The 14,145-nt window shown below is 70.2% G+C and carries 12 protein-coding genes; 7 read left to right on the top strand and 5 right to left on the bottom strand.

The genetic code is table 11. The features are described 5' to 3' along the window. Positions 1–7: 7 nt before the first annotated feature. A complete protein-coding gene (locus M8I34_RS32210; protein WP_250055528.1) occupies positions 8–2,683 on the bottom strand; it encodes an ATP/GTP-binding protein in 2,676 nt (891 codons plus the stop codon). A 200-nt stretch (positions 2,684–2,883) separates the two neighbouring features. Here M8I34_RS32210 and M8I34_RS32205 point away from each other — a divergent pair, with 200 nt between their 5' ends. Beyond that, entirely contained in the window at positions 2,884–3,159 is a 276-nt protein-coding gene (locus tag M8I34_RS32205; RefSeq protein WP_250055526.1) for a hypothetical protein, read from the top strand. Here M8I34_RS32205 and M8I34_RS32200 read toward each other — a convergent pair. After that, complete coding sequence (locus M8I34_RS32200; RefSeq protein WP_250055524.1) at positions 3,123–4,931, bottom strand: zeta toxin family protein; 1,809 nt, start codon at positions 4,929–4,931, stop codon at positions 3,123–3,125. The two genes, M8I34_RS32205 and M8I34_RS32200, sit on opposite strands and share 37 nt — an antisense overlap. A gap of 150 nt (positions 4,932–5,081) precedes the next feature. Between M8I34_RS32200 and M8I34_RS32195 the strand changes: the two genes are divergently transcribed. The 3 genes from M8I34_RS32195 to M8I34_RS32185 all read left to right on the top strand — a co-directional run bounded on the left by M8I34_RS32195 (position 5,082) and on the right by M8I34_RS32185 (position 9,035). Continuing rightward, on the top strand, positions 5,082–7,181 hold the full coding sequence (locus M8I34_RS32195) for a helix-turn-helix transcriptional regulator (RefSeq protein WP_250055521.1): 2,100 nt from the start codon (positions 5,082–5,084) through the stop codon (positions 7,179–7,181). Positions 7,182–7,187: 6 nt separating this feature from the next. Beyond that, positions 7,188–7,745, top strand: coding sequence for an XRE family transcriptional regulator (locus M8I34_RS32190; RefSeq protein ID WP_250055519.1), 558 nt, complete (start codon positions 7,188–7,190; stop codon positions 7,743–7,745). Between the two features lie 477 nt (positions 7,746–8,222). Beyond that, positions 8,223–9,035 carry a hypothetical protein gene (locus M8I34_RS32185; RefSeq protein ID WP_250055517.1) on the top strand — a complete coding sequence of 271 codons (813 nt, stop codon included), beginning with the start codon at positions 8,223–8,225 and terminating at the stop codon, positions 9,033–9,035. A 149-nt stretch (positions 9,036–9,184) separates the two neighbouring features. Here the strand turns inward: M8I34_RS32185 and M8I34_RS32180 are convergent, their stop codons facing one another. Continuing rightward, a complete protein-coding gene (locus tag M8I34_RS32180) occupies positions 9,185–9,400 on the bottom strand; it encodes a hypothetical protein (protein WP_250055515.1) in 216 nt (71 codons plus the stop codon). A gap of 195 nt (positions 9,401–9,595) precedes the next feature. Between M8I34_RS32180 and M8I34_RS32175 the strand changes: the two genes are divergently transcribed. The 3 genes from M8I34_RS32175 to M8I34_RS32165 all read left to right on the top strand — a co-directional run bounded on the left by M8I34_RS32175 (position 9,596) and on the right by M8I34_RS32165 (position 11,206). Further along, a complete protein-coding gene (locus M8I34_RS32175) occupies positions 9,596–10,189 on the top strand; it encodes a helix-turn-helix domain-containing protein (RefSeq protein ID WP_250055513.1) in 594 nt (197 codons plus the stop codon). 88 nt (positions 10,190–10,277) lie between these two features. Further along, entirely contained in the window at positions 10,278–11,069 is a 792-nt protein-coding gene (locus tag M8I34_RS32170; RefSeq protein ID WP_250055511.1) for a hypothetical protein, read from the top strand. Further along, positions 11,066–11,206 (top strand): hypothetical protein, encoded by a 141-nt coding sequence (locus M8I34_RS32165; protein ID WP_250055509.1) that lies wholly within the window; start codon positions 11,066–11,068, stop codon positions 11,204–11,206. Before M8I34_RS32170 ends, M8I34_RS32165 begins: the two co-directional genes overlap by 4 nt. A gap of 929 nt (positions 11,207–12,135) precedes the next feature. Here M8I34_RS32165 and M8I34_RS32160 read toward each other — a convergent pair. Both M8I34_RS32160 and M8I34_RS32155 read right to left on the bottom strand, forming a co-directional pair. Continuing rightward, positions 12,136–12,555 carry a hypothetical protein gene (locus tag M8I34_RS32160; RefSeq protein WP_250055507.1) on the bottom strand — a complete coding sequence of 140 codons (420 nt, stop codon included), beginning with the start codon at positions 12,553–12,555 and terminating at the stop codon, positions 12,136–12,138. Further along, positions 12,549–13,199: a MarR family transcriptional regulator gene (locus M8I34_RS32155; RefSeq protein ID WP_250055506.1), complete on the bottom strand. Its 651-nt coding sequence runs from the start codon at positions 13,197–13,199 to the stop codon at positions 12,549–12,551. Before M8I34_RS32155 ends, M8I34_RS32160 begins: the two co-directional genes overlap by 7 nt. Positions 13,200–14,145: the final 946 nt, after the last annotated feature.

Below are 14,145 nucleotides of genomic sequence, written 5' to 3'. Positions count from 1 at the left end.
CAGTGCGTTATGGGGTGGCGGGCAGGTGCTCGCGCCTGGCGGTAACCAGGCTGTGCCAGCGGGCGCGGGTGGCGTGCTCGTCGTCGAGCCACTGAGCCTGGGAGTCAGGAGCAGTGGGGGAGTGCCGGTCGGCCATGAAGTGAGCGATGTCGGTGTAGTAGGCGTAGTCGCCGCTGCCGGTCAGCTCGCGCAGTCGACCGATGCTGGCGGTGATGCCTTCGTGGTCGTCGCGAACGGCGTAGTGGAAGCACAGAACAAGCTCCAGCGTCGCTTCCACGGAGGCCAGGCCGGCGACGCTGATCTCGGTGCGCAGGGCGTGGGCGCGGTCCTCCACCTCCGCAGTGCCGGCGTCGCGGGCGAGGGCGGCGATCTGGGTGGTGAGGGTGGTGGCGCGCAGGTCGAGGCCGGACAGCAGCTGCTCGGCGAGATCGAGTTCGTCGTCGGCGCGGGCCGGGTCGGTGAAGGCGAGGACGAAGGCCCTCTGTGCCTGAGAGGTGGCCCGCTCGCCCGCGACGCCATGTTCTTCGGCCTCGGTCCGGGCGGCCTCGTACGCGGCCGCCGCGCGGTCCATGTCGCCGTGGGGCCACCAGACGTCGCCTTCGATGCGGTGGTGGCGGCCGGCCCAGCCGAGGGTGCGGGCGGTGGCCAGGGCGGTGGGGAAGTCGCCGGCGGACCGGGCGAGGTGGGCCAGGCCGCGCTGGGCGGCAGGGGCGAGTCGGCCGCCGCCGTCGGCGACGAGTTGCATCCCGTGCTGGGAGGCGGCGGAGCGCCCGAGGTCGCGCTGAGCCTTGGCCAGGTAGTAGACGGCCATCTCGTACAGTTCGTCCGGCAGCCGGCCGGTGTCGACCACCGCGGTGAGCCGCTCGGCGGTGCGCTCGCGGTGCTCGTGCTGGCGCCGTGCGAGGGCGCTGAGCATCTCCACCAGGGCGTCGGCCGCCGTCTCCAGGTGGTTCTCGGATCGATCGTTGCGTGCCGCGGCGGTGAGCGGCTCCCAGACGGAGTCGCTGACGTAGGTCCAGGCCGCTTGTGTCAGCCAGCCGAGATCGAGCCGGAAGTCGCGGGCGAGGGTCAGGCCCTGGCGCAGGCAGCCGATCAGCACCATCCGCCCGGGTGCCGTGCTGGTGGTCCACTGCTCTCCGAGGGCGGCGAAGGCGCGTTCTGCGGCCTGCTGCCAGTCGCGCGGTGACCAGCGGTCGTCCGAGGCGTCGTCGGCGGTGCGCAGGGTGGAGCGGATCAGGGCGTGGAGGTGGAAGGGCCACAGGCCGAACGGGTTGTGATGGACGAAGGGCCGCTCCAGCAGGCGGAGGGCCGGTGCGTCATGGGTCGTGCCAGCTGCCTGGGTGGCCAGGGCGAGGTCGAAGGCGTCGAGGAGGCTGACCGAGCGCAGGACATGGCGTTCGTCGGGGGTGAGGTCGGACAGGGTGCGTGCGATCAGGGCCGGGAAGTCGTGGTCGAAGTCGGCGGGCTGAGGTGTGCGGCCGGTGCGCCGGATCTCCAGGAACCGCATCACGGACAGGTCGAGGTAGAGCGGCAGTCCGTGCGAGTGGGCGGTGATGACCTCCCGCAGTTCCTCGCCGATGAGGGGCTGTCCGGCGCTGCTGAGGCGGCGGGCGAGGTAGTCGTCGCAGTCCTCGGGGGAGAAGTCGCCGATCAGGATCTGCCGCCCGCGGCCGCCGGCCGTGGCGGTGCGGGCGTGCGGGAGCGCGTGGTCGGCCAGGCCGGGCCAGGCCGTGGGGCCAGTCCAGTCGAGCTGGCCTTGCAGGGCTTGGTCGGCCCATTGCAGCCGGCTGCGGCCGGTGACTACGAAGAAGGCGTTCGGCATCAGCCACACGACGCGCTGCAGGAGCCGCTCCAGGTCCCGGTGGGTGCGGTCGCCGGTCTCCTCAAAGGCGTCGAGCAAGATCACCGGAGTCACGGCCTTGTCCGCGGGCAGCTGGGCGAGCTCCCAGGCCAGCAGGTGCGGATAGAAGGACAGCGCGTCCAGGTCCGGCTCGGCCTCCAGGAGGTCGGCGAGCCGGGCGCAGCCGGCCAGCGCCCGGACCGACTGCCGGCGCTCGCGCAGGGCCCGCACCAGAGTGCCGGTCACCTGGCCGACCGCGGTGCCGACGGTGCCCGGCAGCAGCAGCGCCTGGGCGACGTCGCCGAGCGCGGACTGCATCTGCTGCGGCAGCGCCTTCCCGAACTGGCTCGCCAGCCCGCCGCGCCGCAGGTACTCCTCCAGAGGTTCGCCAGGGTGGTGGTGTTCCCAGTACCGGCGCAGCGCCAGGTCGAAGGCGGGCAGGGGCCGGCCGAGCTGGGCGAGCGCGAGCCGGATGGTGAGGACGACGCGCTCGAAGTCGGTGTTGGCGGAGCGGGAAAGGTCAATCCGTACCGGCAGGATCCGTCCGGTGGGCCAGCTGTGGGGCGGCCACTGGGCGGGCCGGTCCGCGCTGCTGGCGAGGGAGGCTTCGAGCTTGCGGGAGAGCGTCGTCTTCCCGATGCCGCCAACACCGTGGAAGACCAGCACGTTGCGCCGGGGCGCTTCGAGGTCTTCGACGTCGAAGGCCGCCTCACCGATGCGCTGCACGTGCTCGGCGAGCACGGCCGCGACCGCCTCCCACTGCGTCTGCCGGTTGGTGAACGCCTCGTCCGTGCCTACCTGTCGGTCGTTTGTACTGAACAGCGCCCGCAGATCCCCCGCCACGCCAACCCCCACTCGATGATCAACCGGCCCCAACCTACGCCCCGCCCCCGGGCCTTGAGACCAGCATCCCCGAAGGACGAGGGGGCCACAGCGCGCCTTCCCGCCCTTCGCCCTTGCGGCCGGTCGCGTGGCTGCCGTGCGGCCGGGTCGGTAGGACAATGGCGAGTTCCCTTGCAAGATCGAAAAGGAGGGTGGTCACTGTGCCCGACCCCAACACCCCTGACTTCTCCGCGCTGGAGGGAGGCGAAGAGCAGCAGGCGTTCGACGCCGTCCGTGCGGTGGTGAACTGGTACACCACCCAGCTTGCCGCCGAACACCGGAAGCCGGTGTCCGATGAGACGCGCATGGGCGAGTTGAAGGCGGCTCGGCAGGCCGCTCTCGACGACCAGGCGCAACTGGCGACCGCCGACCCGGAGGAGGCGGCCCGTGTGGCGACCGTCTACGCGGCCCGGCTGAAGGAGCTGACGCAGTCGTAGCCCCGGCGGGGGAGCGGCAGAGGCCAGGCTGACGGGTGCGGCGGGTCGATCCAGGCCGGCTGCACCCGTGCGGGCATCAGGGGACGGGCGAGCGCGGCGATGTCGTCCAGCTCACGGCGGTGCCGCGGCAGTGCCTTGCGAAGCGCCCGGTACAGCGCGAGGAACTGGGCGGCCTCCTGCTCGGTGTACGGCCGGTGCCGCTCTGCGGCCAGCGCCCACGCCGCTCGCCGACCGCCGCCCTGCTCCTGGCGCAGCAGGGCCTGGCCGTCCCGGCGAATCACCGTCACGGCCGCGACTGCCGGGTGGGAGACGGCGAGGTCGACGACGTCGGGGACCGCGCGGAAGCAGCAGCTGTGGCCGGCCTTGGTGGTGAACCGGGCCGGGAGGCCAAGCTGCTGAGCGCGGGCGTAGCGCAGCGCGGTCGCCAGGCGGCTGTCGGCCTCCCGGACAGCCAACACCACCAGCTCGACGGGGTAGCCGTCGCTCGCGAACGGCAGCGCACTGGCCATCCACTCCTGCGCGCTGCCCGGGGCGGCCTCGATGAGCACGTCGCCGCGCTGGGAGCGCACCATCGCCTCGGCCCGGGCGAACCAGGAGCGGTAGTCGGCTCGGACCGCCGCGCCCGCACCCCGCGGATCATCCTGGAGCAGTTGCAGGTAGTCAGGGTGGGCGGCTTTGAAGTCGTCGCCCACCAGCCGCGTCGTTCCCGGCCGCATCGCCCGCCGCACCAGGGTGGCAGCGGAGGTCTTGCTCGCGCCGGGCTGCCCGATCACGTACACCGCTCGCGGATCGGGCCGGGGCACGATGCCGCCGAGGTACGACGGCGCGATCAGCTCGTCGAAAATCCATTGATGCTCGGCGGCCGACAACCGGTGGTAGTCGACACCGGGCGCCTGGAGCCGGGGCTGCGCGATCCGGCGGACCGGCTCGGCCAGGGCAGCGGCGCGCTCAACATCCCGCTGGACGGCCAGGCGCTGGTCTTCACATACGAGCTCGCGGTGCACACGTCGGTCGGTGCGGGCCAGGTCCCGGCGGAAGACGGCCGTCTCCCGGGCGCTCCACGGCCGCCCCCTCTCACGCACCGCTGCCCGCTCGGCCGCCGGACGCCGCCGCCAGGCACCGTCGACGAGCTCGTTGTCGTAGAGCACCGTGAAGTCCCGCCGCACGACGCTGATCCGGTCAACCAGCCCTTCGGCCTCGATGACCGCCAGCGTCCGCAGCATCTGGGTCGCGCAGGTGTCGTGGTTCTCCCACGACACATAGCGCTCCTCCGTCAGGAAGCGATCCGAGATCCCGAGCTGGCTCCAAGCCTCCGCGGCCGCCACCCCCACCACCTCAACCCGGCAGCCTGCTCTTCGGTACGCGGCAGCCGACGCACGGAGCTCGTCGGCATCGGCGAGAGCGGACTCGACCACCGCATCGAACCCGCTGGCGCGCACATGCTCCTCGACGGCAGCCTGCCAGCGGCGCGTATCGGGCCGGACCTTGACTCCTGCCGTGCGGACGTCGGCGGCCAGCAGTTCGCCGTAGCGCTGGTGCGCTGCCTTGTAGAGGTCCCGGCAGATCCGTACCGCGCCGCCGCGGCGGTCCAGTGCCGCCTGCACGAGATCGGCGATCTCGGTCTTCCCGGCCCCCGGTTGGCCTCCGACGATCACCACGACCGGCTGGTCCTGCGGAACAGCACTGCTGGTGCACGCCGGAAGGATCACCTGAGTCAGAACGCCGCGGCTCTCCTGGTCGGGCAGAGCCACCGGTACGACGTCCTCGCTCACTGCATCTCCTCCGACGGACGGCCCTCAGGTAAAGCCGTTTTCGATCTTCGCGGAGACCATAGCAGTCATGCGCGATCAACGAGCGATCGAATGAGCGAAATAAAGCCTATTCGACGCGCGATCCGATAGGGTCAGGGTGGAGGTGAGCTTGTGCCCACAGAGGAAGAAGCGCTGTTCAGCGCAGTTGACGCGCTGCTCGAACAGGTCGCTCAGGACGACCTGCCGCCACCCGCCGAACGCAAGCGCCTGCGCGAGGCGGCCGGGCTGAGCCAGGCACAGATCGCCACGGCGCTGGGTGCGCGGCGGGAGGCGGTGGGGAACTGGGAGGCTGGGCGGACCGAGCCGCGGCCGCCGAAGCGCGCCGCCTACGCCCGCCTGCTGGAGGGTCTCGCCAGCCGCTTCCCCTCCACCGCCCCGGCGGTGCCGGCCGCGTTCTCCGGCACACCCACCGAACCGCCGCCAGCCCCGGCGGCCGCGCCGGAGGAACCGGCGGTGAAGAAGGCGGTGTCCACCTCGAGGCGTCCCGCCGCGCGCAAGGCCGCGCCCAAGAAGCCGGTGGCCTCTCCGGCCGCCGCGGCCGGGACCGATGAGCGGTTCGCCAACGGCCCGCTCGGCGTGCTGGACGGCGACGGTTCGCTGTACTGCGTCGGTGGCCTGGTGCTGGACTGCCCCGCCAAGACCGTCCCGGCGCTCGTGGAGTGGACGCTGGCCGAGGCTCGTCTGGGTTCGCCGCGACTGCACCGTCACGGCAAGGACGGCGATCCGCTGATCGTGCTGACCCACTCCGCCGCCGAACGCTTCGGGCTGCCGGCCATCCTGGAGGACCGGCGCGGGCTGCGCCTGCCCGACGACCACAAGGTCATCAAGCAGCTCACGAAGGCCGGGTGGCAGCTCAGCGGCCGCGGATTCAGCCCCTGGACCAGGATTTTCCGGCCCATGCAGCAGGGCAAGCGGCGCTGCGTGCAGCTGGCCGTCCTGCCCTGGGACGCACTCGACGTCCGCTCCTGGGGCGACACCGGCCACCTGCCGGCACCGGACGTCGCCGCGGTGCTCGGCACCTACGCCACCCGCGTCCTGACCCCGCGCGGCACCACCGCGGTCTGCGGCCTGGAATTGATGACCGCGCTGCGCCCGCCGACCCGCGCCGTCAAGGACGAGGCCACCGGTGCGTTCGTGCCGGGGCCGGTGCCCGGATCGCTGACGCGGCCGATCGCCCCGGCGTGGCCGGAGGCCCCCGACGAACACCCCGTCCTGGCCGGGAGGTTCCCCGCGCACCACGTCCGGACCCCGGCCGAGACGCTCAATGAGGAGTCCTGGACCTGGTTCCGGCAGCTGACCGACCAGGAGGTGGCCGAGGGCTACACCCACGCGGTGGGCATCGACGTGAACATGGCCTTTGCCGCGGCCGCCAACCGCCTCAACGTCGGCCTGGGCCCCGCGCGGGAGGTCACCGCGCCCGAATTCGATCCGAAGCTGCCCGGCTCCTGGCTGGTGGACCTCTCCGGCATCGAGACCGATCCGCGCCTGCCCAGCCCGTTCACGCCGGACGGCGAACGCCCGGACGGGCCGGCCTGGTACTCGACGACCACCGTCGGCTACGCCACCGAGCTCGGCGCCCACGTGGAGCCGATCCAGGCGTTCGTGCGCGAGGAATCGGGCTACTACCTGGATCCTTGGTACCAGCGCCTGCGCGACGCCTACGTGGCCACCATGGCCGACCTCGGCGTCACCACCGGCATGTCCGAGAACGAGTTCCTCGCCGCGATGGCCGACTACAAGTCCGTCGACCCGCAGGCCGCCGCAGTGCTGTCGGCAATCAAGGCCACCGCGAAGGGCGGCATCGGCAAGCTCCAGGAACGGCCGCGCAGCATCCGCCACAAGCGCGGAGAGCCGTGGCCGGCCCTCAAGCGCGAGGCATGGAGCCCGCACGTCCGGGCCGAGGTCATCGCCAAGACCCGCACCAACACGCACCGCAAGATGACCCGCCTGGCAGCCGTCGGCCTCTACCCCGTGGCCGTCAACCACGACTGCGCCGTCTACCTCTCCCACGGGCCCAGCCCGCTGGACTTCCTGCCGCACACCGACGACGGCAAGCCGCTGCCCGGCGGATTCCGGCTCGGCGTCAGCCCCGGGATGGTCAAGCACGAAGGCACCCAGAGCTTCCTGTGGCTCGCCGAGATGATCGAAAACCAGCACGCCAACCCCGCCCGCGAGATCAAGGGCCCCAGCATCCTCAACGAGGGGGAGTAGGCACTGATGGGCATCCTCGGAGACAGCCTCGACAAGGCCGCGGCCGCCACCGCCACCCGCCCGATCCCCAAGAGCGCCGGCGCGCAGATGCGGTACCTGGTCAAGCAGGAAAAGGGCTCCACCAAGGCAGTCGCCCAGCTCCTGGGCGTCTCACAGCGCACGGTCGAGCGGTACGTCAAAGCCCAGATCCGCCGCCCCCGTAAGGAACTCGCCGCCCGCATAGAGCGCGAGGTCCGCAAGAGGTGGCAGCCGAAGGTGCGCCAGAAGGCCCAGCAGCGCGCCGCCTCCACCGGCGGGATCGTCATCGAGACCCGGGCGCGATTCGGCTTCACCGCCGCTCCCGGCACGACCGATGACGGCCGGATCCGGCTAATCACCCAGCACCTGCCCCCGGCCTACGCCGCCCGACTCTTCGACGCCCAGGCCGCCGGGGCCACCGAGCAACAGTTGCAGAACATCGCCGCCGAGGGCCTCCAGGAGATGTACTTCAAGGACCGCGGACGCCGCGCCGACGGTCTGCTGGTGGAGTTCACCGACATCGACTACGTCGAACTCGACTTCTGACAGACCAGCATGTGCAGAGGGCCTGGAACCGGGGTTCCCGGCCCTCTGCACATTTCTGGACGACTGTGACCACATTTCAGTTGGCCGATCGGGTGCTCAGCAGCAATCTGATCCCGGCCATGAGGGCCCCCTGAGGGGACTCGCCGCTGCTGCTTTCTCCGTCTCCTCTCCCTGCGCCCGGTTGCGCCGCCGCCTTCGCCCGACCGCGGTGAGAGCGGTCATGGCCAGAGCCACGAGCAGCTCGGACGGTAACTGCGTGAGCAGGCCGCGGCCGACCTCGACAGCGATCTCTTGCAGGGACATAGGGGCCTCCGTGTTCGTCAGCAAGTGATGCCACGGTTGTAGTCCGGTGTTGCTCGCAGATGGCGAGAAGTGATCGAGGTCAGGCGAAGCTGCGGCCCCATGTGGAGAAATCCCTGATGGGAGGCCAGCGCAACTTCTACGATCTGCGGGAATTGCGGAACACGAAGGGGAGTTATGGCCGGCCCGGACAGAGCACACACCCAGGAAGAGTTCACCCAGGCGCTGCGGCAGCTGGTCTCCGAAACCGGCAGAAGCACTGAAGACATCGCCAAGCAAGGTGGCCTCTCGGGAAACACGGTGCGCGGCGTGACGGCAGGGAAGAACTGGCCGCAGCAGCGCACCCTGGAACAGCTTGTTCGCGCCTGCGGACAGGAACCCAGGCTCTGGGTAGAGGCATGGGCACCCCTCAACGACGCCCGCCCTCAGCCGGGGCGGTTGAACAAAAATGACTTACAGGAGCAGATTGACGCGCTTGAGTCCGAAGTGACCACGCTTCGCGGACAGGTGCGGTCCCTCCGCGCCTCCTTGGAACAGGGGGAGTGCGGGGACCAGCGGCGCGCACAACGCAAGGCGGACGCCTACTACGTCTTCCTGACTCAGATGCCAAACCCAGAGTTCCGGCGGGCCAAATGTGAGGAGGGAGGCCGCGCCTCGCCCGTGCGCTCATACGTAGAGCCCGCCTACGCAGCCACCGAGGTTGAGTCCTTCCTCAAGGAGGTCAACAAGCTTGCCACCATTGAGGACCTTCCCAACCTGGCACTGAAGCTGGCCACCAGCCCGTTGCCCGACGAAATCACCTCCTTTTCGCCGTACCTGTCGGAGTCCCGGCCCTCCGACTACGCCAAGAGCGATGTGGACGAATACTTCTCGAAGCTCCAGGCTTGTGTGCATCAGTACCTGCGCGACTGCACCGACAAGCGACCTCACGTTCCGTCTAACAGAACATGGGTGAATCGAGGAGGAGTAGGACTCGGCCAACACATCTAACCAACCGAACGCGCCGCCGCCGAGGAAGTGCTCCGTCTGTCTACCGCACTGCCCACCGCGATCCCACAAGAAGCGGCCAGCTGCTTATCGCCGGGGGCTGCGAGGACCGGGTCGGGGAGGACAGGTACCGCCAGCCCTTCTCGGCGCGGTCAGTGTCCCAGGGCCCGCAGTGCCGCGCGCAGCAGCGTGGGCAAGTCCGCCGGGTCCGCCAACAGAAGCGCGAGGGTGGCCAGGACAAGCACCACGACCGGCCGCGCGCTGCCGGTGAGGACGGCGGGGACGTCGGCGGGGCGGGCCCGGCGCAGCGCGTACAGGCCGAAGGAGGCGAGCACGGCCAGCGCGCACAGAGCGATCAGGGGATACATGGGGGTGGTCCTTCCTTCGACACTGGCCGGAGCCCCGGCCTCACCCCTTCGCCCGTCTCGACCGGCCCCACACAGTACGAACCCGCGTAACTCCCGCGTGATCCCCACCACACCTTGACGCCACGGCAGTTGAGACCCGCATCCGCGCAGTCCGGCCGCGATCTATCCACAGGTCAGATCGGGTTCGATGCGGCGATGGACATCACCAACACCTCCCAGCAGCAGCCCGTCGGCGGCAGGCGCGGCCGGTTCCGTGAAGCGCTGGAGCGCGCCGAGCAGGAACTGTTCACCCGGCCGGTGCCGAAATCCGCGCAGGCGCGGATGAAATTCCTCTTCACGCGCGCCAAGGGCTCGACAAAGGCTGTGGCGGAGCGCCTGGGCGTCTCGCAGCGCACTGTCCAGCGCTACCGCCAGGGCGCCTCCTCCAAGCCCCACAAGCGTCTCCAGGCCGCCCTGGAGACCGAGACCGTCCAGGAGTGGCAACCGCAGGTTCGTGCGCAGGCCAGAGCACATGCGGCCACCACGGGCGGCCTGCGGATCGAGACCCGCGCCGTGTTCGGATTCAGCGGAGCCCGCGGCAGCTCCGATGACGGCCGCACACGCCAGATCACCGTCCGCGCCTCGCCCTCAGCGACCGCCCGCATCCTCACCGCCCAGGCCGCCGGAGCGACGGATGACCAGCTGCACCCTCTGGTTGCGCAGGCCCTTGCGGAGTCCTATTTCCAGGGCGGCGCCGACGTCAAATTCGAGGATGTCGACTACATAGATTTCTCGTTCAACGCATCCTGACCCGGCACCAGGTGTAAAAAGGGTCGGGCCCCGCTCTGGAATCCCAGAGGGCGGCCCGCTCCAATTCCGACACGAAATACGAGGCCCGATGACCACCATCCCGCCCCGTCGGCGCCCCCGATTCGCCCCGTCCCCACCGGCAGCCAGCCGGCCGTCGGTCGACCCGGCCCAGATCGGCCGACGCTCGGTACGCCGCCGCGCCACCGGTATGACGCACGCCGAGGCCGAGGCCGCGCTGAAGTACGCGCAGTTCGACCGCCGCCAGGCCCTGCGGCATGAGGACTCGGCCAACGACGGCGGCCGCGGTGAGGCTGAACTCGCGGAGTGGGAGCGCATCATCGCCCTGCTCGCGGGCACCGGCGAGGTCTACGACCCGCAGGCCGACGCCGTCGTCCAGGACGAGCAGCGCGCGCAAGCCGAGCGCAAGGAGGCATGGGAGAAGGCCGAAGCCGCACGGCGCATGGAGGCAGAGCGCGTGGCCGCGCGCAGCGACGAGCTGATGCGTCTGGCCGGATCCGGCGGGCTGGACTCCACTGTGCCGACGCAGACCGGGGACGAAGCCGTACGCGACCACCTGGAAGGGGTCGACTACCGCGTGCCACGCGTGAACAGCTGGCTCGCCCAGGCCCTCGCCGACCACACCGGCCACTACGCCGACCCCGCCGCCCGCACAGCCGCCGTCGGATCGCTGCCGGTACCGGTCAGGGCCCGCGCCGCCCTGTTGGCCGCACTCTCCCGCACCGGCATCCCGGCCGTCGACAAGCAGCTGGAGTTCGTCGGCCGCCTCGCCGTGGCTGACCCGGCCGCCACAACCGCGCTCGCCGCGTGGCTCGACACCACCCTCGCCGCCGCGGCCGCGGGAAAGGACGACAAGGCGTGAACGCGGCCGACGACGCGGTGGCCACCTGGAGCGACCACAGCAACATCGGGCACCACTACGAGGACCTACTCGCCGATGGCCGAGTCATCTCCTGGACCGAGCCGCCGTTCGGCGAGACGCTCCACCCGGTCCTGTGAGGCGGCCTGTGAGCCTGGGGGCACTCTCCAGGTCCGATCTGGTCACCGAAAGTAATGGGCGGGTGTCACGCCCCCTGTCACGCCCCCTGCCACGCCGCCGCCCAAATGCCCGATATGGCGATGCATGTCCGGTGCCCACCCGGCCCTGGCCCCCACCCCGGGGGCGGATTCCGCGTGACACCCCGACGCCAGCACTACCGCGCCCATCACGCTCCGTCCGCGCCGCCCGGTCAGCGGATGCCGCGCACGCGGCGCCAGGTTCGTCCGTACCGTCCCGCAGCTACCCGCCCGCGCCCGCCTGGCTGTGGGCGGGGGAGACCAGGCCGAACTGTGTAATCGAAGCCGCGTTTCCCCTGGTGGATGAGCTCCACTGTGTACCTGTGTACCGCCGGCCCTTCCGGACCGTTCCCCGGTCCTCGGTCCTCGGGCCGGACGATAGGTCGCCAGTGCAGCAGGACCCAGGACCCAGCAAGCTGGGTCCTGGGTCCCCCTTTTCCCTGGCAGAGAGCCCCTGGACCCAGCTGGGTCCAGGGGCCAGGCCCCGGTTCGTCCGTACCGGGGTCCAGCGGTCCGCTCTGCTGCTCGGTGCAGGGCCGGTGGGTGGGGTGGTGGGTGGTGCTGCTTGGTGGCTGGGTGCGGGTGGTTGTGGGCTCCGGAGAGCGATGACACTCCAAGGCCGACCCAAGGTGGCGCGGGTGCTGCTCGGGTAGCAGCGTGCTGCAAAAGCAGCGGCGCCGTGCAGCAAACGGTGTTCGTCTGCTGCACGGCGCCGCCGTACGGGTCTCAGCTGCTGCCAGTGGCCCACCGCTCCATCGCGTTTCCCGCCTACCGGAACCGTGCGTCCAGGTCTGACACTCGACGCCGCGCACGAAAGCGGCGCCGCGCCCCTGTTGGAGGGGGGCGGCGCCGCTTCGCGGAGAAACGCCGGCCTACCCGGCGGCCCGGATCGCCCGGAGGGGCGCCTGGGGCTGACGCTTCGGCGGGGCCGTCTCGTACAGGGGGGCGGTGATCTCGGGCAGCTCACCGGCGGCGATGCGCTCAGCAGCGTCCTGGATGGCCTCCTCCAACTCCTCCTGAGAGGCGTAGGAGGCGACGTACGGGTGCAGGTAGTACGTGCGGTACTTCCGGTCCTCGGGCCGCAGCACCAGTTTCCGGCTCTCCAGCAGCGCCATCGCGGTGTTCGCGGAGTTCCGGGACAGGCCCACCCGGGCCCCCAGCTCCGCCTGGGAGGCGTTCACCTCACCACCAGGCTCCTGGCGCTCCACAAGGGCGCTCAGGAGGTCCTGAGCGGCCTTGGTGAGGTCCAGCCGGTACAGCATTCCGAAACCGGCGCTCGCCTGGATCAGCATGCCTGCCCCTCCTTCTCGACACCCTCATCGTCCCCGTCCTCGGCCCCGAGCTCCAGCTGCACGCTCCGCGGCGGCCGCGGGGCGCGCACCTCCGGGAAGGCCCCCTCCGCCGCGCCATTGCGCAGCGCCTCCAGGATCTCCTGCTGCACATCGCCGTTGCCCTCGAAGCCGAGCAGCGGGTTCACGAAGATCAGGCCGGTGTCGACGCGCTGCAGCATGTGCCACTCCTCCAGCCGCCCCAGTGCCCGGGTCACGTTCGACCGCTCCACGCCCAGCTTCTCCGCGATCTTCTTGTGCGTTGCCCGGAGCCACCCTTCGCGCTGTCGGCCGATGCACCACAGCAGCACCGCGGACTGAATCGGTGACATTCCGTGCTGGGCGATCAGCACCGCCAGGACGTCGGCGAGGAAGTCGTTGGAGACCACGCTGTAGCCGGACCGCCCGTACATCTCGTGGGGCGCGCGGTACGTGTACCGGACGTTGACGTCCATCTGCTGCACCGGCCGCTTGCGGGTCGGCGGCTTGATGTCCTGCCCCAGCCGAGAGGACAGGGTCTCGCGAAAGGCGCTGTCACCGCCGGGCTGAACAGCGGCGATCCGGCCCTTACTGCGGCCGGAGGCAGGGCGCTTGGGCTGGGGGGCCATCGACGGTCGTCCTGTTCCTCGATCTTGGGCGGTCGCGACGGACCCTAACAGTTGTCCAACCTCAGTTGGCAGATTTGTACACGCTGGCGTGGCGCTTTGGTGTCGGCGCCGACACAAGCGATTCCGGCCCTACCCCTTCGAAAGCTGCTCTCACCAGCAACGATCCACACTTGTACAAGCTAGCTTGGCCAATATGGGTGTCGGTGTGGCACCACGGACACATTTCCGCAGGTCAATGTGTCAGCGCCGACACATATCCCTCCGCGTAACCGCAGGTCAGGGGCGGTTTCTTGCAACGGCCCTCTTTTCCTTAAGACGCACGCGCGCGCGAGGCATCGGCTGGCTCCTCACGCGCGCGAAGGAGCCAGCACCTGCTCCCGGGGCTGAGGACCTGCGACCGACGGCACGTCCCCTCGGCGCCGACACGGTGCGCACGCTGACGCTGCATCACCCCGGAGGTCGACACTCGCTCGTCCGCGCCTGCGCTCCCCGCGAAGGCCCCGGCCTTTGCTCCGACGCCCGAAGCGACCCCCTGGGTGTTCCCGCGCCCCTCTGCCCCTCCTCGGTCCTTCACTCGCCGCTCACCGCTTCCCTCTCTGAATTCCTACACCACCGTTCCAATTTCTGTCTCACCGCGCAATCCGCTACCGTATTCGCGCCCTTATATTCGCGCCCTTATATTCGCGGAACATGAGAACTTGCCCCTCCTTTGCTTTCTATTTCCTCTGCCTCCATTAGGCATACGGCAATCATCGCTTATGGCCTCAACGTTGGGTGCTATCCATTCCAGAATCAATCTTGCTCATAGTTTGAAGCACACCCACCCCGGCCCGCGAACGCACCCCCTCTCTTGTTCGGGCGGCCAACCCCTGTTCGTGCTGGTCCCGACTGCCTGTCACCACCCCTCTCCTGTAGCTGGCTTGGCCCGTAGGGCCGTCTCGCCCCT

It is taken from the genome of Streptomyces sp. MCA2 (genome assembly GCF_023544705.1).
Taxonomy (GTDB): Bacteria; Actinomycetota; Actinomycetes; order Streptomycetales; family Streptomycetaceae; genus Streptomyces; species Streptomyces decoyicus.
Note: the sequence above shows the minus strand (reverse complement) of the source record. Positions and strands in the feature narration are given on the sequence as shown.

Excerpts from the sequence above, each read along its gene's own strand:
- M8I34_RS32155 (WP_250055506.1), bottom strand. The coding sequence starts at position 13,199 with ATGGCCCCCCAGCCCAAGCGCCCTGCCTCCGGCCGCAGTAAGGGCCGG.
- M8I34_RS32170 (WP_250055511.1), top strand. The coding sequence starts at position 10,278 with ATGACCACCATCCCGCCCCGTCGGCGCCCCCGATTCGCCCCGTCCCCA.
- M8I34_RS32180 (WP_250055515.1), bottom strand. The coding sequence starts at position 9,400 with ATGTATCCCCTGATCGCTCTGTGCGCGCTGGCCGTGCTCGCCTCCTTC.
- M8I34_RS32185 (WP_250055517.1), top strand. The coding sequence starts at position 8,223 with ATGGCCGGCCCGGACAGAGCACACACCCAGGAAGAGTTCACCCAGGCG.
- M8I34_RS32190 (WP_250055519.1), top strand. The coding sequence starts at position 7,188 with ATGGGCATCCTCGGAGACAGCCTCGACAAGGCCGCGGCCGCCACCGCC.
- M8I34_RS32175 (WP_250055513.1), top strand. The coding sequence starts at position 9,596 with ATGGACATCACCAACACCTCCCAGCAGCAGCCCGTCGGCGGCAGGCGC.
- M8I34_RS32160 (WP_250055507.1), bottom strand. The coding sequence starts at position 12,555 with ATGCTGATCCAGGCGAGCGCCGGTTTCGGAATGCTGTACCGGCTGGAC.